The organism is Streptomyces sp. NPDC001606, assembly GCF_053596835.1.
In genome coordinates this window covers 213,283-232,011 of sequence record NZ_JBSFHC010000006.1, presented here as the reverse complement: position 1 = coordinate 232,011, position 18,729 = coordinate 213,283, and the positions used below count along the sequence as shown (strand labels likewise).

The 18,729-nt window shown below is 73.5% G+C and carries 18 protein-coding genes and 1 pseudogene; 4 read left to right on the top strand and 15 right to left on the bottom strand.

All coding sequences use genetic code 11. The features are described from left to right. Positions 1-6: 6 nt before the first annotated feature. Complete coding sequence (locus tag ACWCV9_RS14440; protein ID WP_450786613.1) at positions 7-1,242, top strand: ROK family protein; 1,236 nt, start codon at positions 7-9, stop codon at positions 1,240-1,242. After that, entirely contained in the window at positions 1,239-2,036 is a 798-nt protein-coding gene (locus ACWCV9_RS14435) for an NUDIX hydrolase (protein WP_450786611.1), read from the top strand. The genes ACWCV9_RS14440 and ACWCV9_RS14435 overlap by 4 nt, the downstream gene beginning before the upstream one ends. Here the strand turns inward: ACWCV9_RS14435 and ACWCV9_RS14430 are convergent. From ACWCV9_RS14430 to ACWCV9_RS14395, 8 genes and pseudogenes are all read right to left on the bottom strand, one after another. Then, positions 2,015-3,322 carry an MFS transporter gene (locus tag ACWCV9_RS14430; protein ID WP_450786609.1) on the bottom strand — a complete coding sequence of 436 codons (1,308 nt, stop codon included), beginning with the start codon at positions 3,320-3,322 and terminating at the stop codon, positions 2,015-2,017. The two genes, ACWCV9_RS14435 and ACWCV9_RS14430, sit on opposite strands and share 22 nt — an antisense overlap. Positions 3,323-3,526: 204 nt before the next feature. Beyond that, positions 3,527-3,715: a DUF1272 domain-containing protein gene (locus ACWCV9_RS14425; RefSeq protein ID WP_450786607.1), complete on the bottom strand. Its 189-nt coding sequence runs from the start codon at positions 3,713-3,715 to the stop codon at positions 3,527-3,529. Between the two features lie 128 nt (positions 3,716-3,843). Further along, a complete protein-coding gene (locus ACWCV9_RS14420; protein WP_450786606.1) occupies positions 3,844-4,752 on the bottom strand; it encodes a phosphotriesterase family protein in 909 nt (302 codons plus the stop codon). After that, a complete protein-coding gene (locus tag ACWCV9_RS14415; protein WP_450786604.1) occupies positions 4,749-5,333 on the bottom strand; it encodes a DUF4865 family protein in 585 nt (194 codons plus the stop codon). The genes ACWCV9_RS14420 and ACWCV9_RS14415 overlap by 4 nt, the downstream gene beginning before the upstream one ends. A 12-nt stretch (positions 5,334-5,345) precedes the next feature. Then, on the bottom strand, positions 5,346-5,738 hold the full coding sequence (locus ACWCV9_RS14410) for a (R)-mandelonitrile lyase (RefSeq protein ID WP_450786602.1): 393 nt from the start codon (positions 5,736-5,738) through the stop codon (positions 5,346-5,348). A 5-nt stretch (positions 5,739-5,743) separates the two neighbouring features. After that, positions 5,744-6,331 (bottom strand): TetR/AcrR family transcriptional regulator, encoded by a 588-nt coding sequence (locus tag ACWCV9_RS14405; RefSeq protein ID WP_450786600.1) that lies wholly within the window; start codon positions 6,329-6,331, stop codon positions 5,744-5,746. 287 nt (positions 6,332-6,618) lie between these two features. Next, positions 6,619-7,194 (bottom strand): annotated as a pseudogene (locus ACWCV9_RS14400) (ATP-binding protein); the annotation flags it as partial. A 334-nt stretch (positions 7,195-7,528) separates the two neighbouring features. Beyond that, positions 7,529-7,852 (bottom strand): hypothetical protein, encoded by a 324-nt coding sequence (locus ACWCV9_RS14395; RefSeq protein ID WP_450786598.1) that lies wholly within the window; start codon positions 7,850-7,852, stop codon positions 7,529-7,531. Between the two features lie 311 nt (positions 7,853-8,163). Here ACWCV9_RS14395 and ACWCV9_RS14390 point away from each other — a divergent pair, with 311 nt between their 5' ends. Next, on the top strand, positions 8,164-9,288 hold the full coding sequence (locus ACWCV9_RS14390) for a PLP-dependent cysteine synthase family protein (RefSeq protein ID WP_450786596.1): 1,125 nt from the start codon (positions 8,164-8,166) through the stop codon (positions 9,286-9,288). 44 nt (positions 9,289-9,332) lie between these two features. On the opposite strand, the gene ACWCV9_RS14385 is transcribed toward ACWCV9_RS14390, so the two are convergent. The 6 genes from ACWCV9_RS14385 to ACWCV9_RS14360 form a co-directional block, all read right to left on the bottom strand. Beyond that, complete coding sequence (locus ACWCV9_RS14385; RefSeq protein WP_450786595.1) at positions 9,333-9,794, bottom strand: SRPBCC family protein; 462 nt, start codon at positions 9,792-9,794, stop codon at positions 9,333-9,335. Between the two features lie 77 nt (positions 9,795-9,871). Then, positions 9,872-10,714: a DeoR/GlpR family DNA-binding transcription regulator gene (locus ACWCV9_RS14380; protein ID WP_450786593.1), complete on the bottom strand. Its 843-nt coding sequence runs from the start codon at positions 10,712-10,714 to the stop codon at positions 9,872-9,874. Between the two features lie 397 nt (positions 10,715-11,111). Next, the gene (locus tag ACWCV9_RS14375; RefSeq protein ID WP_450786591.1) at positions 11,112-13,550 is read right to left on the bottom strand and encodes a right-handed parallel beta-helix repeat-containing protein; all 2,439 of its coding nucleotides are present in this window, start codon (positions 13,548-13,550) and stop codon (positions 11,112-11,114) included. 229 nt (positions 13,551-13,779) lie between these two features. Beyond that, a complete protein-coding gene (locus tag ACWCV9_RS14370) occupies positions 13,780-14,385 on the bottom strand; it encodes an Rv1733c family protein (protein ID WP_450786589.1) in 606 nt (201 codons plus the stop codon). Positions 14,386-14,587: 202 nt separating this feature from the next. Beyond that, entirely contained in the window at positions 14,588-15,412 is an 825-nt protein-coding gene (locus ACWCV9_RS14365) for an MOSC domain-containing protein (RefSeq protein ID WP_450786587.1), read from the bottom strand. 43 nt (positions 15,413-15,455) lie between these two features. Continuing rightward, complete coding sequence (locus tag ACWCV9_RS14360) at positions 15,456-15,890, bottom strand: DUF6643 family protein (RefSeq protein ID WP_450786586.1); 435 nt, start codon at positions 15,888-15,890, stop codon at positions 15,456-15,458. 288 nt (positions 15,891-16,178) lie between these two features. Between ACWCV9_RS14360 and ACWCV9_RS14355 the strand changes: the two genes are divergently transcribed. Continuing rightward, a complete protein-coding gene (locus ACWCV9_RS14355; protein ID WP_450786584.1) occupies positions 16,179-17,531 on the top strand; it encodes a TerD family protein in 1,353 nt (450 codons plus the stop codon). A 6-nt stretch (positions 17,532-17,537) separates the two neighbouring features. On the opposite strand, the gene ACWCV9_RS14350 is transcribed toward ACWCV9_RS14355, so the two are convergent. Further along, positions 17,538-18,701, bottom strand: coding sequence for a glycosyltransferase (locus ACWCV9_RS14350; protein WP_450786898.1), 1,164 nt, complete (start codon positions 18,699-18,701; stop codon positions 17,538-17,540). Positions 18,702-18,729 lie beyond the last annotated feature (28 nt).

Below are 18,729 nucleotides of genomic sequence, written 5' to 3'. Positions count from 1 at the left end.
GCCCTCATGAGCGGCAAGGATTCCCGGACGGCGGGGGAGCGGACCACCTCGAGGGCGCGGCTGGACCGGGGGCGCGGTGCGCTCGGACCCGCGCTGGAGCTGGTGCACACCGGACGCGCCCCGACCCGGGCCGTGCTCACCGCCGAACTCGGCGTCACCCGGGCCACGGCCGGAGCCGTCGCCGCCGAACTGGAGGCGCTGGGCCTGATCCGGGTGGACGCCCGGCCGGGCGCGCCGGCCGGCGCCCAGGGCCGCCCCTCGCACCGGCTGGAGGTCGCCGAGGACGGCCCGGTGGCCCTCGCCGCACAGGTCCACGCCGACGGCTTCCGCGCCGCACTCGTCGGCCTGGGCGGACGCATCGTGGCGACCGCGCCCGGCTGCGAGACCATCGACGCCGACCCGGCGAAGGTGCTCGGCTCCGTGGTGGAGGCGGGCGCCGAACTGCTGCGCAGCACCGGCCGCCGGTGCGTGGGCGCCGGACTCGCCGTGCCGTCCGCCGTCGCCGAACCCGACGGCCTCGCCCTCAACCCGCTGCACCTGGCCTGGCCCGTGGGCGCCCCGGTCCGCCGTATCTTCGCGGAGTGCGTCCGCGAGGCCGGGATCACCCAGCCCGCCTTCGCCGGCAACGACGTCAACCTCGCCGCCCTCGCCGAGCACCGGCACGGCGCCGGCCGGGGCGCCCGGGACCTGCTGTGCGTGGCCACCGGCCACCGGGGCGTCGGCGGCGCGCTGGTGCTGGACGGCCGTCTGCACACCGGGAGTTCGGGTCTCGCCCTGGAGGTCGGCCACCTCACCGTGAACCCGGAGGGCCGCCCCTGCCACTGCGGCAGCCGGGGCTGCCTGGACGTCGAGGCGGACCCGTTGGCGCTGCTGGTCGAGGCGGGCCGGGAGCCGGGCCCCGAGGTCTCCCTGCTCCAGCAGGCCAACGACCTGCTGCGCACCCAGTACGACGATCCCGCCGTCCGCACCGCGGCCGAGGCCCTGATCGACCGCCTCGGCCTCGGCCTGGCCGGGCTGGTCAACATCCTCAACCCCGACCGCATCATCCTCGGCGGCCTGCACCGCACCCTGCTGGACGCCGACCCCGGCCGGCTGCGCGCGGTCGTCGCCGACCGCAGCCTGTGGGGGCAGAGCGGCGGGGTGCCGATTCTGCCGTGCACCCTGAACCACAACAGCCTGGTCGGCGCGGCGGAACTGGCCTGGCAGCCGGTGCTGGACGACCCGCTGGAGGCACTGCGGTGACCCGTGACCAGGCCGCCGACGGTCTCCCTTCGAAGGACCTGCCCACTCCCGTACCCCCTTCGAAGGACCTCCCCGCGGTGGAACTGCTGCCCGCCGGACGCATCCGGCTGGTGGAGACGGCCCCGCCCGGGCTGTCACCGCAGCACCGCTCACTGATGGACCGCCGCTGGGCGGAGGCGGTACGGGCCAACCCCGCGCTGTTCGACGGCCCGGTGGCCGCTCTGACCGGGCTGGCCCGTGACGGATCCGACGGCGTGGTCCTGTCCTGGGCCCGGGCCACCTACCGCTGCCGGACCCTGCGCGGCGTACCGGACGCCCCCGCGCTGTGCTCGCTGTTCGTGTCGGTGGTGCAGCCGTGCCCGGACGGGCGGGTGCTGGTGGGCCGCATGTCCGCGTCGACGGCGACACCGGGCCGCTGGCAGCTGCCCGGCGGAACCCTCGAACCCCCGCCCGCCGACGCCGGGCTGGACGGCACGAGCCTGCGCCTGCACGCGGCCCGCGAACTGGCCGAGGAGACCGGATCCGGCACCCCGGCCGACGCCCTGACCCCCTGGCTGACCACCCGGAGCGCCCGCGGCAGCGTCGGCGTGCTGTTCCTGGCCCCGCCCCGCTCGGAGCGCGAACTCCGCGCCGACTACGCTCAGTTGGTGAGCCGGGAGACCGCCCGCGGCGCGGACCCCGAGTTCGACCGCGTCGAGCTGATCGGCTCCCCGGCCGGCCTCGCCCGCCTGCCCGGCCCCCGCACCGACTACCTGGAACCGGTGCTACGGCACTACACGCGGACCTCGCCCTGAACCAGGGGATCACCCGCACCCGTACCCGGCACGTCCCCCGGCCGGGACCGCTGCGCCCAGCGGACCGCCGGCGGCGCCAGCAGCCCCGCACAGACGAACACGGCGCCCATGGCGATCCAGCCCGGCTCGCCCGCACCGAGACAGAGCCAGGCCAGTGCGGACGGCGCCGCCACGCCGGCCAGTCCGCTGCCGAAGCTGAACACCCCCGAGTACTGGCCCTGTGCATGGGCCGGGGCGAGCGCGTAACGCAGCTCGAACGAGCCCGCGGCATGGCGCAGTTCACCGAGGGTGTGCACGCCCACCCCGGCCAGGATCAGCAGCACCGCGGCCCAGCCGGGCAGGCCGGCGGCCAGACCCATGAGGGACATCCCGGCCAGGAAGGCGAGGCCCGCCTGCCGCCAGGCCCGTGCGGCCCTGTCCGTGGTGTCGACCCGGCCGCCGGTCCTGACCTGGAGGAAGATCACCATGACGGTGTTGAGCAGCACACCGGCGCCGGCGAACCAGCGCGGCGCGTGCGTGTGACCGACGATCCACAGCGGCAGCGCGAAGAGCAGCACCGCGCCGTGCAGGGACATGATGCCGTCGAGCACGGTGATCAGCAGGTACCGGTGGTCCCTGAGCGCCGTCCAGCGGCCCGGGCCGGCCGCGCCCGTCGGGACCGGCACGGCCGGCAGCCCGGGCAGCCGGCTGACGATCGCGGCGGTGGCCAGGAAACTGAGGGCGTTGCCCAGCACGAGACAGAGATACGCCGTGTGCGTGTCCAGCTGCACGACGAGCGCGGCCGGCAGCGCAGCGAGGGTGTGGGCCAGGTTGACGGCGGCACGCAGATAGGCCCTGAATCGCGCCGGTTGCGGACCGGCGAGACCGCGCACCAGCGGTGCACGGGCCGCCCGACTGGCCGAGCCGGCCAGCTCGGTCAGGCAGACCACCACCGTGAACAGCCAGAACGAGCGGACCAGGACCAGCATCGACATGGCCACGGCCTGCGCCGTGAGCGTCACCAGATACACCCCGCGCGGGCCGCGCCGGTCGGCGATCCGCCCCACCGGGATCCCGGACAGCAGCCCGACCAGGGCACCGACACCCATGCCGAGACCGACCCGCGCCGCCGACAGGCCCACGGAGCGGGTGAAGAAGACGGCGGCCGTCAGCGCGAACACGCTGCTGCCGAGCATGTTCACAAAGCTGGCGACCGCCAGGGTCCGCCTCGGGCCCGGCTCCGGCAGGATGCCGCGCGCCACGAGCCAGGACGTCTCGTGGCCGCGGTTCGATGCCTGTGTTCTCAACGGTCCCCCATCTCCGCCCGTCGTCGTCCGACGGAGCCCACTGCGCCGACGGGGGAGTATGCGGAGCGCGGAGCGGCCAGCGAAAGGCCTGCTCAGCGGGGGAAGAGTCACATCCGGAACGGGAACGATCCCGGCTGCCCGCAGCGTTGGAGATACACGAGAGGGTCGCCCGGAAGGCGTTGTTGGCCGGTCGGGGCGGTGTGCTCAGACGGCCCCCGCAGGCCTACGCGGGCGCGCGACCAGTTCCCCGCCGCAGTTGGGGCAGACCTGCGCCAGCGCCTCGCCGCACGCCTCGCAGAACGTGCACTCGTACGAGCAGATCAGGGCCGGCCCGTCCGCCGGCAGGGCGGTGGTCGTACAGCGCTCGCAGCGGTCGCGCATCTCCAGGGGCATGGCGGATCGTCTCCTCGGCATGAACAGGCGGTATGTCCCGCCCATCCTCCGAAGCCGGGGATCGCGCCGAAACCAGCGGCCGGGACAGGAACCGACATGATCGAGCCACGGTCCGCCCCGCCGCCGGCTCACTTCCAGTCGACGCCGAACGCCCTCCCGGGGTGCTCGCCGAGGATGCGGTCCACCAGTTCCGCACCCACCGCCGCCACCAGCCGGTCCCGCACCCGGCGCAGCAGGTACGGCATCCCCGGCCCGCCGTCGACCGAGCGCGCACCGGCGACGACGGTGTCCCCGCCGAGGAGCAGCCGGTCCCCGAACCCGGCCTCGGCCAGCGCCCGTACGGCCTCCGGCATCCGCCAGTCCGTGGCGTGATGGGCCCGGGACGGCCCGTCGAAGGCCAGCCAGCAGCCGGACGCGGCGGCCTCCCGCTGCACCACCGGATCGGGCGAGCGGTTCAGGTGCCCGAGCACCACCCGGTCACCGGGCACCCCCAACTCGCCGCACAGCAGGTCGAGTACGTCCAGTGGACCGGTACCCATTTCCAGGTGTACGGCGATGGGCGCGCCGGTGGCATGGTGTGCCTCGGCCGCCGCGGCCATGGTCCAGCGGGCGTGCGCGTCGAGGGAATGGAAGCCACCCGCCACCTTGATCAGCCCGGCCCGCACCCCCGTCGTACCGATGCCCTCGGTCAGTTCGGTGACGAACACCTCGGCCAGCCGGCCACGCAGCCCGTCCAACAACTCCGCGCTGTAGTGCGCCGCCTGGTGCAGCCCCGTGGCGCACACCAGCCGTATCCCGGACCTCAGGGACAGCGCGGCCAGCTCCGCCGCCCGCCGGCCCATGCCGTACGGCGTCCACTGCACGACCGCGGCGCCGCCCGCCGCCCGGAACGCCTCCAGCTCGGCCTCGGCGGCGGCGACATCGGCCAGCTCCTGCCCGGGCAGCAGCGGACTGCGCAGGAAGAGATGGTCATGCGCGTCGCACAGGCCCAGCTCCTCGGGCCGGATGTCCCCGAGGACCGTGCGGACGCCGGTCACCACTGCCGGCCGCGGGGGAGCAGGGCGCGACCGGGGGCGGAGAGATGGAGCACCTGGAAGACATCGCCGTCGGCCTTCGGCGTGTCGTGCTCCCAGAGGGAGAAGTGGACGACCTCCCAGGCGCGCGTGTCCACGGCGGACGCCGCCAGCACCGCGCCGTCCTCCGCAGCCAGCCGCTCGGTCTCGGCCGCCGCGTCCGCCATGAACGCGGCCAGCTCCACGCCCTCGGGCACCGGCAGCCGCCTGCGTACGGCGTACGACGCGGCGGAACCGGAGGCGCTGCCCTCCTCGAACGCCAGACCCGACCACTGCCGTATCTCCGGCCGCCCGAAGCTGTCGACCGGACCCTGGAACAGCCCTCCCCACAGGAAGCTGTTCATGCCTTCCATGGTGTTCCAGAGGTAGAACGGTCCGTACTGGTTCACCGGGGAGCCGTGCACCCCCCGCTCGCGCATCACATAGGTCTTGATGCCCAGGCCGTCCCAGTCGTCCAGGAGATGGCCGACGCGGCCGACGCGGGAGCGGATGACGCCCATGTCGTAGTCCGCGGGCAGGGTGAACTCGTACTGCATCGCATGCATGCGGGCTCCCTCTCAGGCGGGGTAGTCGTCGTGGACATGGGCGTCCCACTCGGTCGTGGTGCCGTCCGCGGCGGCCTCCACCACGGCGAGGTGGGTCATGAACGTGCGCGGCCCGGCGCCGTGCCAGTGCCATTCCTCCGGCTCGATCCAGACGGTGTCGCCCGCGCGGATCTCCTCCACCGCACCGCCCCTGCGCTGCACCAGCCCCTCGCCCTCCAGGACGTGCAGCACCTGTCCGTGCGGATGCCGGTGCCAGGCCGTGTGGGCGCCCGGGGCGAAGTGGACGTTGAACATGCGCAGCCGGGAAGGGGCGGCCGGGGCGGCTATCTCGTCCAGCCAGACCGTGCCGGTGAAGTTCTCCGCCGGGCCCCGCACGGTGTCGGGACGCCGTCTGGTGATGTGCACGTGGCTCACTTCTCCTGTCGGGGGGTAGGGGCGAGCAGGGAGAGCAGTCCGCGGACGCCCGCGTCGAAGGCGGCGGGGGAGCCGGAGGCCCGGGCGAGGACATAGCCGCCCTGCACGGTCGCGACGACCGCGGCACCGATCTCCGCGCCGTCCAGCTCGGGCGCGAACTGCCCCTGCTGTTTGCCCTCCTCGACGATCCCGGCGATCCGCGACCGGATCCACGCGATCGTCTCGTCCACCGGGGCGCGCAGCTCGTCGCTGGCGATCACGTCCGGGTCCATGGTCAGCCGGCCGATCGGGCAGCCGCGCAGCACATCGCGTTCGCGCAGCAGATACGCCTCGATCCGCTCGTACGGCGTGCCCGGACCGTCCAGGGCCCGCTCGGCGGTGGCGCGCAGCTCCTGCGCGGTCCGCCGGATCGCGGCCAGGGCGAGGTCCGGCTTGCCCTTGAAGTGGTGGTACATGCTGCCCTGGCCCGCGCCGGCGCGCTCCAGGATCGCTTTGGGGCTCGTGCCCACGTAGCCGCGCTCCCACAGCAGCTCGCGGGTGGACTCGATCAGTCGTTCCGGGGTGCTCATGAGATCACTGTACATACTAGTAGTTACAGTCCGCCAGTCCCTGTCCCGGAACAGGGGGCCGCTTCGCCTCCGGCGAGATACGGCAGAACGCCGCGCGCCCCGCGGGCCGTGGCCCGCGGGGTCGACGCGAGGGCGGGGTCACCGCCCGGTCAGCCGGGGACGGCCGACCGGGCGGGAGCTGGCGCGGCGGCGGCGTGCGCCACCGCGGGTGCGGTGGCCGCGCTTGCCGGTGCGGGGCCGGTACTCCCCGGCGCGCCCGCGCTCGCCACCGGAGCCACCGACAGCGGCGCTCCTGTTCCCGCGCCCGCGGGTACGGCGGTCCCGGCGCCGACGGGGGTGGCTCGGGGCGTCACGGCGGCCGGTCCGACGCGGACGGGCTCCGGAGCGGGCCGTGTCTCGGGCGTGGTGTGCGGCGCATGCGCCGGCTGGGTGCGCACTGCTGCCGTCGCGGGCAGCGTGAACCATACGACCTTGCCGTTCTCGCCGTCGGGCCGCGCGCCCCAGCTCTCGCTCACCGCGGCCACCATCGCCAGCCCCCTCCCGCAGGTGGCCAGCGGGGTGGCGTCCAGCGGGTCCAGGGCGTCGGTCAGGGCCGGCGCGTCCGACAGGTCCGCCGTGTCCGTCGCGCCCGCGGCCTCGGCCGGTACGGGGAGGCGCGGGTCGTTGTCGCGCACCGAGACGGTGAGCCGGTCCGGCAGCAGTTCCAGCTCGACGGTGCACGACTTGTCGGGTCTCGCATGCCGGTGGACGTTGCTCAGCAGCTCCGTCACGCCGAGCGCGGCCCGGTCTATCAACGGGTCCAGATGCCAGTAGCGCAACTGCGCAGATACGATTCTGCGGACCTGGCCGATCCGCGACGGCAGGGCTTGGAGCTCCACCGTGCAGTGCCTGCTTGGATGACTGATCACGGCTGCGACTCCCCGATGTAGAGGTCCTGAAGGACCGGAAGAACACGGAGAACAACGGATCCAGCAGGGTGCTTGCGTCCAAACGTCCGCCTGCTGTCGTGGCCGGCGGGCTGGTTCGCAGCGTTATCGCCGGTAAACCCAGAGTGACGTGAGACCAGCGTGACGCAGCGGCAGCGCTCCCGCAACTCGCCGCGACCGGATGACCCCGCCCGGTGCCCGCACCCGGGAACCGGCACCCACGCGCATCGGCGCAGCGGTGCACCGGCCGGCATGCAGGCACACCGGCGCCCGGGCGGCGCGGCGTTCAGTTGCCGCGCCCGGCCGCGCGCCGCACCGCCTCGATGAACCGCCGTGCCGCGGGCGGCCCGGACCGGCCCGGTGCCGGGTCCTGCTCGCCCAGTGTGAGCAGATACCGCGTGCCGTTGAGATCGGCCAACGCCCGGTCGTCCGGGGCGTACCACGGCTTGGACGCGCGCACCGCCTGCACCGGCGCGCTGTCGATCTCGCTGCCGTAGCTGGTCAGCAACTCCAGCCTGCCGCCGTTGATCCGGACCTGCCCGGCCCGGGTGAGCGAACGCATCCGCTTGCCGATCCGCACGCCCGTGGCCGTGAACTCCGGCTCCGCCATTCCCTGCCGCCCCCTTGTAGCTGTTCCCGTGGCTCTCCTGCTCCTGACTGCGCCCCCGTTCGGGACGATCGTCCCGTCGCGTGCAGTCTGCCCCGATGCGGCGAGGAGCACCAGTACGCACGAGGCACATGAGTACGGAGCCCGGAGCACTCGCGCCAGTGCGCTCCGGCCGCCTCGCACGCCTGTGCCCCAGCGTGCCTTGGAGTGGCTGAAAGATGTGTTTATGCAGGTGGGAAGCGGTGCTAAAGATGCCTATGCTCGAGGTGTCGGCCACGCGAGGCGTCGTCGGCGCACAGCCTAAGGAGCCCGCCGTGAGCATCACCCCCCAGACCCGGACCGGCGCCACCCTCGACGTCGACCGCAGCGACGCCGCCTACCGTGACTGGCTCAAAGAGGCCGTCCGCAAGGTCCAGGCCGATGCCAACCGCTCGGCGGACAGCCACCTGCTGCGCTTTCCGCTGCCCGAACACTGGGGCATCGACCTCTACCTCAAGGACGAGTCGACGCATCCGACCGGCAGCCTCAAGCACCGCCTCGCGCGCTCGCTGTTCCTCTACGGCCTCTGCAATGGCTGGATCCGCCCCGGTCGCCCGGTGATCGAGGCGTCCAGCGGCTCGACGGCCGTCTCGGAGGCGTACTTCGCGAAGCTGATCGGCGTGCCCTTCATCGCGGTCATGCCGCGCACGACCAGCGCCGAGAAGTGCCGTCTGATCGAGTTCCACGGCGGCCAGTGCCACTTCGTGGACGACTCCCGGAAGATGTACGAGGAGTCCGCCCGCCTCGCAGCGGAGACCGGCGGCCACTACATGGACCAGTTCACCTACGCCGAGCGGGCCACCGACTGGCGCGGCAACAACAACATCGCCGAATCCATCTTCCGCCAGATGGAACTGGAGCGGTTCCCGGAGCCCGCCTGGATCGTCGCCACGGCCGGCACCGGCGGCACCTCCGCGACGCTGGCCCGCTATGTCCACTACATGCAGCACGACACCCGCATCTGTGTGGCCGACCCGGAGAACTCCTGCTTCTTCGAGGGCTGGACCACCGGCGACCCGGACGTCACCTGCGACTGCGGTTCCCGGATCGAGGGCATCGGCCGGCCGCGCATGGAGCCGAGCTTCGTGCCCGGCGCGATCGACCGGATGATGAAGGTGCCGGACGCGGCCAGCGTCGCCGCCGTACGGGCTCTGGAGCGGGCGATCGGCCGCAAGGCGGGCGGTTCCACGGGCACCGGACTGTGGAGCGCGCTGAAGATCGTCTCCGAGATGGTGGCCGAGGGCCGTCGGGGCAGCGTCGTCACCCTGCTGTGCGACCCTGGCGACCGCTACCTCGACAAGTACTACTCGGACACCTGGCTCGAGGAACAGGGCCTGGACATCACGCCCTACACCGCGGCGATCGAGACCCTGCTGACCACCGGGGTGTGGCCGGACTGACCCGGAGAGGGCGAACAGCTCACTCGAACACGCCGGGCCGCGCTCTAGGCGAGCCGTCCCTCCAGAGCCTTCATCGCCTGTCCGAAGGCCCGGCCCACCGCAGGGCGGGCCAGGCGGCACGCCAGACGGAACGGGGACGTGCCGTCGAGGGCGAAGGTCATCCGCACCCGGGTACCGGCGCCCGCCGGATCGAGGCGCCACTCCTCGACCCAGGCACGGGCGCCCGGGACGTCGGTCACGTCGACCCGGTAGGCGTACACCGTGGGCGCCTCCGCCTCCAGCACGGTCTCCCGGAAGCGGACGCCGCCGCGCAGCCGTACCTCGCGACCGCCCTCGGTGGGCCGGGCGGAGGCCACCGCGGAGAACCACTGCGGCCAGCCGGGCACATCCTCGGCGAGCGCGTGGAAGACCCTGCCCGGGGCGGCGGCCAGCTCCCGGGTGAAGGCGAGCCGCACCGGCGCGGACGCGACGAACTCCGGTCCGACCGGACGCAGACGCTGAGCCATGACGGCGAACTCCTCGTGAAGTCCCGTAAGTCCGCTACGAACGCGGGGCGTTGACGGTCAGCGTAGTTGACGGTACGTCAGATGTCGTCGTCCGATTCGGATTCCGGTTCCGGCTCGCCCGCGACGATCAGCCGTGGCAGATACTCGGAGATCTCCGCGCGCGCCGCGGCCGGCAGGCCCGCGTCGGTCACGAGCGTGTCCACCTGCTCCAGCGTGGCGAACGAACTAAGGCCCACCGTGCCCCACTTGGTGTGGTCGGCGACCACCACGACCTGGCGCGCGGAGTGCACCAGGCGGCGGTTGGTCTCGGCCTCCGCGAGGTTCGGCGTGGACAGGCCCGCCTCGACCGATATCCCGTGCACCCCGAGGAACAGCACGTCGAAGTGGAGCGCGGCGATCGCCTGGTCGGCCACCGGCCCCACCAGCGAGTCCGACGGGGTGCGCACCCCACCGGTCAGCACCACCGTGGCCGCGCCGGGCCGCTGCCCCGCGGTGCGCTGCGCCGCGTGGAAGACATCGGCGACCCGCACCGAGTTCGTCACCACGGTCAGGTCCGGCACCTCCAGCAGGTGCTGCGCGAGCGCGTAGGTCGTCGTACCGCCGGACAGGGCGATCGCCGTGCCGGGCGTGACCAGCCGGGCGGCGCTGCGGGCGATGTCCTCCTTGGCGCTCAGCTCCAGCCCGGACTTCGCCTCGAACCCGGGCTCGTGGGTGCTCGCCTCCACCACCGGCACCGCCCCGCCGTGCACCTTCTCCAGCACACCCTGGCGGGCGAGCGCGTCCAGGTCCCGGCGGACGGTCATGTCCGAGACGCCGAGCTTGCGGGTCAGCTCGTTGACCCGCACTCCGCCCCGGCGCCGGACCTCGTCCAGGATCAGGGCGCGGCGCTGCTCCGCGAGCAGGTTCTGATTCTCGCTCACGTACGCTCCGGTCCTTTCGCCGCCACTCGTCCGAAACACCCTCCGTGCCGCCTCCGACCAGGACGTTCCGTCCGTTCGAAGGTGCGCGGGCGTCCATCTTTTCACGGGCGGGTACGGGGTGCGCCACCAGCCGTACACGATGCGCACACGCCACTGCGGTCACCGCTGTCACGTCCGCCCCGCCGGTCCTGCTGACCAGGCAGGCATCCGCGATCCCGGCGACCCTCGCGGTCCTGCTGCTCCTGGCCGCACGGCTCGCCGTACACACCACCGGGCTCGCCCGCGATCTCCTCGCCTACGGCCGCACCCCCGAGCATCCGCTCCCGGCCCCGATCCTCGGCCACTCCGACTACCAGGCCGACCCCGTCTCCACCCACAAGCGCGGCCGTCCGAGCGCTCACGGCTGCTCCGGCAGGTCCTCCGCGTACAGCAGGGTCAGATCGTCGGTGCTGGGGTCCGCCAGCTGGGCGACCCGGCTCGCATGGCGCTCCACCATCGCCTCGAACGTCTGCCGGGCCGTACGGCCGTTGCCGAACGCGGGGCCCTTCGGGATCGCCGTGAAGTACTTCAGCAGTGCCTCGGAGGCACCCGGCGTCAGCCGGTACTCGTGCTCGTCGGCCTGCTGCTCCACGATCCGCAGCAGTTCCTCGGGGCCGTAGTCACCGAAGGTGATGGTGCGGGAGAAGCGCGAGGCGACGCCCGGGTTGACGGTCAGGAAGCGCTCCATCTCCGCCGTGTAACCGGCGACGATCACCACGACCGCGTCCCGGTGGTCCTCCATGAGCTTCACCAGCGTGTCGATGGCCTCCTTGCCGAAGTCCCGTCCCGCGTCCTCCGGCGACAGCGCGTACGCCTCGTCGATGAACAGCACCCCGCCGCGCGCCTTCTCGAACGCCTCCTGGGTGCGGATCGCCGTGGAGCCGATGTGCTCGCCGACCAGGTCGACCCGGGACACCTCCACCAGGTGGCCCTTCTCCAGCACGCCGAGGGAGGCGAGGATCTCGCCGTAGAGCCGGGCCACCGTGGTCTTGCCGGTGCCGGGGGAGCCCGTGAAGACCAGATGCCGCTTGACCGAGGCCGCCTTCAGGCCCGCCTGCCGACGGCGCCGGCCCACCTCGATCATGTCGGTCAGCGCCCGCACCTCGCGCTTGACGCTCTCCAGTCCGACCAGCGCGTCCAGCTCCCCGAGCACGTCCTTCGACGTCCGCACCGGCTTCTCCGGCCCCGTGGGGGCGGCCGACGGCTCCGGTACGGCGGTGTGCTGCACCGGCACCGAGCCGAGCAGCCCGGGGGAGTGCGGCGCCGTCTGCACGGCCGTCTCGCGGAGCACCGGCTGCCGCAGACTGCCGCTCTCGTCGCTGGTGCAGTCCTCCGCCACCGGGCCGGTTCCGGACCCGCTGTCCAGCCCCGCGTCGGCGAACTCGTACCCACCGCGCGCGCACCGCTCCGTACGGCACCGGCGCAGCGTCGTACGACAGCCGTCGATCACATGGAAGCCGTAGCCCCCGCTGCCGCTCACCCGGCAGTTCAGGAAGCTGCCGCGGCCGCCCGCGGAGACGTAGAACCCGGCCTCGGCGGGGGATTCCACCGTGCAGCGCTCGATGGTCGGGTCGGCGCCCTTGGTGACGATCACTCCGGTCTGGGTGCCGTCCAGCGTGCAGTTGCTGAGCGTGCCGCCGCTGCCGTGGTCCCGGAACCAGGCGCCGGTGGCCGCCTCCCGGATCCGGCAGTCGTCGAGCTGCGCGGTCGCCCCGTCGCTCACCGAGACCGCGGTGTTGCGCACCTGGGACAGGTCGCTGTCCACGACGTCCGCGCGCGAACCGCGGTCCAGCACGAACAGCGCGTCCGGCACGTCGTGCACCCGGCAGGAGTCGAGCACGGCCGTGGCGCCGTCGCTCACCCACACCGCCGGGTAGTCGCCGGTGCTGTCGAAGATCTCGCACTGGTTGGCGTCCACCCGGGTCCCCGGGTCCCACACCGACAGGCCGTTGCGCCCGAACTGACGCACCGTCGTGCGGGTGAGCGTGAGCACCGAACGGGAGCGCAGGTCGACCGCGTTCTCCGGGATGTCGTGGATCCGGCAGTCGGCGAGCGTGAGCACCGCGTCCGTGTCCAGCGTGACCCCGTCGGCGGTGGTGCGGTGCACATCGCAGTCGGTCAGCTGGGCGGTGGCCTGCTGGGTGACCTGCACGCCGGAGCCGCGGACCTCGTAGATCTCACAGCCGACGGCCTCCAGCGAGGAGTTCTCGCCGGTCACGGTCAGCCCGGTGCCCGAGGCGTGGTGCACCCGGCAGCGCTCCAGCCGCGGATGGCCGCCGCCGCGGACCGCCACCCCCGCCTGCCCGGCCGCGACCACCTCGCACTCCTCGAACACCCCGCTGCCGCCGTCGAGTACGGCGATGCCGATGCCCGCCGGGTTGTCGACGGTGGCGCGGCGCACGGTCGGACGGGCGCCGCCGCGCACCTCGATGCCGGCGGCGGACCGGGTGACGATCCGCAGGCCCAGCAGCTCGGGCGTGCCCTCCTCGACCAGCAGCGCGGGCGCCGCCGCGTCCTGGCCCTCGACATGCAGGTCCTGCACCACGGCCGAGGCACGCACGGTCAGCGGCACCCCCGCCTCCGGTGCGATCCGCACCGAGCCCGGCGAACCCTCCGGGCCACGGAGCGTCACCGCCCGCTGCACGACCAGGTTCTCCCGGTAGGTCCCGGGGGCGATGGTGAGGACGTCGCCGTCGGCGGCGGCCTCCAGGGCGGCGGCGAGCGAAGCGTACTCACCCGTGCGGCGCCGCCACCGCGATGTACCGGTGTGCGTCACCTGGACCGTGCCCTGTGCCATGGCGTTGCTGTGCCCCCACCTCGTCGTACTGATGGCTCGCTCCCCGCGGGGGCGCTGCCTCGGCCGCCGGGAGAGGGCAGGCGCTCAGCCGCGCGGGCCGGTGTGCATGCGGACTCCCGAAGACCTGCGTCCCCGCCGGTCGTTCACCCGCGGGTTGTCGCCGAAAGCGCTTCGGCCGGTCCACCGTAGCGTGTGCGTGCACGGTGGGTTGACCAGAGCCGTAAGGCCGTCAGCTGCCGGTGCCCGCCTTGCCCCAGTCCGGGCCCGCCCGCTCCCAGGCCTGGTCCCATCGGGCGTACCGCCGGCGGACCATGCGCCAGACGGCCAGGCGCCGGCCGCTCTCCACCAAGGCCGCGGTGACCAGGGCCGCGCCGAGCCCGGCGAGGACCGCGTGTGCCGTGGCCGTGGCGGAGTCCAGCGGGCGGGCCGCTATTCGGCCGTGCGGGTCCGTCCACAGCCGGAAGTGCTCGCCGGAGTGCGGGGACTTCAGGTCCGCGAGGGTCGGGCCGTGCTGGTGCGTGCCGTCCGGTGCGGTCCAGTCCGCGAGGACGCGGCTGGGCGCGTCGCGCGCGGCGGAGGTGTCGGGGTCGGCCTCCGGCGGGGCGCCCCGCAGGGCGTGCACGACGGTGGCGGTGACGAGATGACGGGTGTGCTGCTGCACCCGCACGGCGCGCTGCAACGAGTTCTCAGCGGCGGTACCGACCAGCCAGCCGGCCACGGGTGCGGCCACGGCGATCAGCAGGAGTGCCACGAGGGCCACCCATGCCTCGGCCAGATCGGTCGCGCGGCGCAGCGGATTGCGCCGCCAGCGCCACAGGCCACAGACTGCCCGCAACTCCTCACCCCCTCACGCTCCGTCAAGCCCCCGGAGCGGACGCTCACCCGCGCCCGGGTCCGGGAGACGGAGCCCCCATCAGCCGCGACCCGCCGGCACCAGGAGCCGCACGGATGTCCCACGCCCTCTCAACGAGCGGCACCCGCCCGCGGTTCCCGGTCCGGTGCACCGGAAAGCGGGGCCTGCCGGCCGTCGCCCCGGCCTACTCCTCGACCCGCACCGGGTCCCCGACCCGGATCGTCCCGGTGGACAGCGGCACGAGGTTCACGCCGAAGAGCAGCTTGCCGCCCACCCTGCGGTGGCGGGCCAGGGTCCGCAGCGGCTCACGGCCGCGAGCGGCGGTGTCCTGGTCGGTGGTGGTCACCACACACCGGCCGCATGGCTTCGCAGCACGGAAGAGCACGTCCCCGACGGAGAGGCGCGACCAGCTGTCCTCGGCCCAGGCGTCGGTGCCGGCCACGACGAGATTGGGCCGGAATCGGTTCATGGGCAGGGGGCCCTCATGGGCGTGGTCGCCCTCGGCCATCAGGGAGTTCAGGGCGTCGAGGGACGCGGTCGTGGTGACCAGAAGGGGATAGCCGTCGGCGAAGCTCACCGTCTCGCCCGGCAGCGCGTGGCCGGGGTCGACCGGGCGGCGGGTGGCCGGGTCGTCCATGTGGACCAGCCGGACACCGGACCCCAGATAGGCGCTGCACCAGGCATGCGCCTCCGCCGCGGCCGGGACCGCCTCGACCTTCGTGCCGAAGATGTCCACCGGCACGGTCGCCGTCGGCTCTGGCACCCGGACCGTCAGCGGTATCCGCCCGGGCGCGGACAGACGAACGCCGCCGCCGGCCAAGGGCTCGGCGGCGGCCAGCGCGAGACGCGGCTGCTCGCGCTGTGTGACGACCTTTCCCCCGTCGTCGACCAGTGTCCAGCGTCGGTCCCCGGCCAGGCCCCAGGGCTCCACCACGGCCTCACGGCACCGAAGGCCCCGGAACGCCTTGACCGGATGGACGTGGAGCGAGTGCACTTCGGTGTTTCCCATGACGCCATCGTGCCAGTCGGCACCGACAGCGGGGACCCGTCGGTCAGTAGCCGCGGTACTGCTGGTTGTTGTACGGATCCTGGTACTGGGCCTGCGCGGGCCGCGGCGCGGCCGGGCGCATGGCCTCGTACCCGGTGCCCGGCGCCATCGGCTGCTGCTGCGGGGCCTGCGGGCCGGGGTAGCCGCGCGGGGCGGCCGCCTGCTGCGGGATGTACGCCGTGGGCGCCTGCTGCAGCGGAGCGGGCTGCGGCGTCTGCGGGTAACCGTAGGCAGGGGCCTGCGGGGACGGCGCCGCCGGGAGGGCGGGCAGCGCCGAGGGCAGGGCGGGGAGGTTGCCGCCCGTGTCGTAGGCGGCGGGGACCCGGATCGGGGCGATCTGCGGGGTGCCCCGCTCGGCCACGAGCGAGTCGTAGATCGGGGTGTCCCGGAAGGAGGCGGAGTAGTAGCCGCCACCATAAGTGGAGCGGGGGGAGGTCATGGCACATAAGTTAAGCCCACGATGTGCTGGTTGGGGAGACCGATAAGAGGGTTGTTTTCCGTGTCGGCAGTGGTCCGGTACCCCCAATCCGAGCGAACGTGGCAAAAAGGGACGCGAATCCATGTTTGGATCGTGTAAAGCCCGAGTTCCTGCGGGGTTACCGCCGGTTGACCGGCGATCTTCCGGCGCCGCTCCGTGGGTGTGCACCCGGACGGGAATAGGTTGTGCGGGCAGGGGTGATTCCGACGACCGGAGACACCGGAAAACCGACACGGGTTGGGGGCGGACATGTCAATGCCGAAGGGGTCGAACACGCAGGTGCCGACCGCGGCCCTGCGCGTCGAACTGGGCTGGCGGTCCGGGCCCGGCGTGCCCGACGCGGACGCCTCGGCGCTGCTGCTCGCCGAGGGAAAGGTCCGCTCCGACGGCGACTTCGTCTTCTACAATCAGCCCGCGCACTCCTCCGGCGCGGTGCGCCACGAGGGCAAGCGGACGGCCGGCGCCCAGGTCGCCGACACCCTCTTCGCCGACCTCGCGCGCGTGGAGAGCGCCGTGGAGCGCATCGTCCTCGCCGCCTCCGCGGACGGCGGAACGTTCGGGCAGGTCCCCGGTCTCTACATCGAGGTGACCGACGCCGCGACCGGCGCCGTGGTGGCCCGCTTCGACAGCCCCGGCGCCACCAGCGAAACGGCGTTCGTCCTCGGCGAGTTCTACCGCCGGCAGGGCGGCTGGAAGTTCCGCGCCGTCGGCCAGGGGTACAGCAGCGGACTCGAGGGCCTCGCGACGGACTTCGGTATCACCGTGGACCAGCCGCAGCACGCCGCACCGCCCGCGGCGAGCGCCCCGGTGAACGCGCCGCCGCCTCCCGCGGCCCCGCCGGTGCAGCCGACCGCGGTCCCCGCGGTGCAGCCGACCGTGACCCTGCCGCCGCCGGCAGGGCCCCCGCCGCAGCCGGCCGCGACCACCCCGCCACCTCCGCCCGCCGCCCCGCCGACCCCCGCGGCCCGGCCGGTACGGCTGTCCAAGGTGACCCTCACGAAGGCCGCCCCCTCGGTCTCGCTGGCCAAGCAGGGCGGCACCTCCGGCACCATGCGCGTGAACCTCAACTGGCAGGTCCGCAAGCAGTTCCCCGGCTGGGGCGGCCGCCGGGGCGGCGGGCAGAGCGACCTCGACCTCGACCTGTGCGCCCTGTACGAACTCGCCGACGGCCGCAAGGGCGTCGTCCAGGCCCTCGGCAACTCCTTCGGCTCCCTGCACCGGCCCCCGTACATCCACCTCGACGGCGACGACCGCACCGGCGCCGTCGCGAGCGGGGAGAACCTCACCGTCAACCTCGACCACATCCAGGAGTTCCGGCGCATCCTCGTCTTCGTCACCGTCTACGAGGGCGCCGCCTCCTTCGCCGGCCTGCACGCCACCGTGACCCTCCAGCCCCAGTACGGCGCGCCGATCGACTTCTCGCTGGACGAGTGCACGGTCCCCTCGACGGTGTGCGCGCTCGCCCTGATCACCCACCAGGGCGGCGACCTCATCGTGCAGCGGGAGGCGCGCTATCTGGTCCCGGAGCGCGGGGTGAGCCCGCAGCGGACCGTGGACCGCGCCTACGGGTGGGACATGAACTGGACGCCGGGCCGCAAGTGACCCCGCTCAGCCCTCCTCCGGCACCGCGTCCGGACGCGCGTACGTACGGCCCTTCCAGGCGGCGCCGCGCCCCCGGTAGTGCTGCACGGCGGAGTCGACCGTCATCAGCAGGTACAGGAACGCGGTGAACGGAAGCAGCGGAGCGAGCCACAGCGGCTGCCGGTAGTACCGCAGCATCGGCAGATACGTGCCGGTCATCACCGCCCACGTCACCGCACCCAGGACCGCGGTCGCCGCACCGCCGGCGGCCGCGCCCGCGACCAGCGCGGCGGGCGGCACCAAATAGACCAGCGCCAGCCCGGCGACCGTACCGAGCAGCAGCAGCGGGTTGTGCCGCAGCTGCGCGTACGCGCTGCGCGAGACCATCCGCCACAGGTCGTGCAGCCGCGGATACGGGCGCACGCTGTCCACCCCGTCGGCCAGCCCCAGCCAGACACGGCCGCCGGCACCCTTCACCGCGCGGGCGAGTGCCACGTCGTCGATCACGGCATGCCGGATGGCGTCCGGGATCCGTGCCCGCTCCGCCGTACCGGCGCGCAGCAGGACGCAGCCGCCCGCGGCCGCGGCCGTACGCGTGCCCTCACGACTGATCCACCGGAAGGGATACAGCTGTGCGAAGAAGTAGACGAAGGCCGGGACGACCAGCCGCTCCCACAGGCTCTCCACCCGCAGCCGGGCCATCTGCGACACCACGTCGAAACCGCCGGTGCGGGCCGCCGCCACCAAGGCGCGCAGGCTGTCCGGCGCATGCGCGATGTCCGCGTCCGTCAGCAGCAGGAACTCCGGGTCGCGCGCGCGTGCCAGGCCGATGCCGTGGCGCACCGCCCACAGTTTGCCCGTCCAGCCCGCGGGCGGCTCCCCGGGCGAAGCGACCGTCAGCGGCAGCCCGCCGTGCCGCCGGGACAGCTCCCGGGCCAGTTCCCCGGTGCCGTCCGTGCTGCCGTCGTCCACCAGAAAGACCTCGGCCCGCCCCGGATAGTCCTGCGCCAGCAGCGACGGCAGACTCGCGGGCAGTACGGCGGCCTCGTCCCGGGCCGGTACGACGACACAGACCGACGGCCACGCGTCCGGTTCCCGGCGCGGCGGCAGCCGGACGTCCGTGCGCCAGAAGAAGCCCTGGCCGAGCAGCAGCCAGCACCAGGCGGCCAGGGACACCACGGTGATCCACATCAGGGCGCTCACGGCCGCAGTCTGCCCC

What these genes read in the sequence shown, in the direction of transcription:
- ACWCV9_RS14350 (WP_450786898.1), bottom strand. Translation starts at nt 18,701, where the DNA reads ATGTGGATCACCGTGGTGTCCCTGGCCGCCTGGTGCTGGCTGCTGCTC.
- ACWCV9_RS14365 (WP_450786587.1), bottom strand. Translation starts at nt 15,412, where the DNA reads ATGGGAAACACCGAAGTGCACTCGCTCCACGTCCATCCGGTCAAGGCG.
- ACWCV9_RS14405 (WP_450786600.1), bottom strand. Translation starts at nt 6,331, where the DNA reads ATGTACAGTGATCTCATGAGCACCCCGGAACGACTGATCGAGTCCACC.
- ACWCV9_RS14385 (WP_450786595.1), bottom strand. Translation starts at nt 9,794, where the DNA reads ATGGCTCAGCGTCTGCGTCCGGTCGGACCGGAGTTCGTCGCGTCCGCG.
- ACWCV9_RS14425 (WP_450786607.1), bottom strand. Translation starts at nt 3,715, where the DNA reads ATGCCCCTGGAGATGCGCGACCGCTGCGAGCGCTGTACGACCACCGCC.
- ACWCV9_RS14440 (WP_450786613.1), top strand. Translation starts at nt 7, where the DNA reads ATGAGCGGCAAGGATTCCCGGACGGCGGGGGAGCGGACCACCTCGAGG.
- ACWCV9_RS14375 (WP_450786591.1), bottom strand. Translation starts at nt 13,550, where the DNA reads ATGGCACAGGGCACGGTCCAGGTGACGCACACCGGTACATCGCGGTGG.
- ACWCV9_RS14355 (WP_450786584.1), top strand. Translation starts at nt 16,179, where the DNA reads ATGTCAATGCCGAAGGGGTCGAACACGCAGGTGCCGACCGCGGCCCTG.
- ACWCV9_RS14415 (WP_450786604.1), bottom strand. Translation starts at nt 5,333, where the DNA reads ATGCATGCGATGCAGTACGAGTTCACCCTGCCCGCGGACTACGACATG.
- ACWCV9_RS14360 (WP_450786586.1), bottom strand. Translation starts at nt 15,890, where the DNA reads ATGACCTCCCCCCGCTCCACTTATGGTGGCGGCTACTACTCCGCCTCC.
- ACWCV9_RS14395 (WP_450786598.1), bottom strand. Translation starts at nt 7,852, where the DNA reads ATGGCGGAGCCGGAGTTCACGGCCACGGGCGTGCGGATCGGCAAGCGG.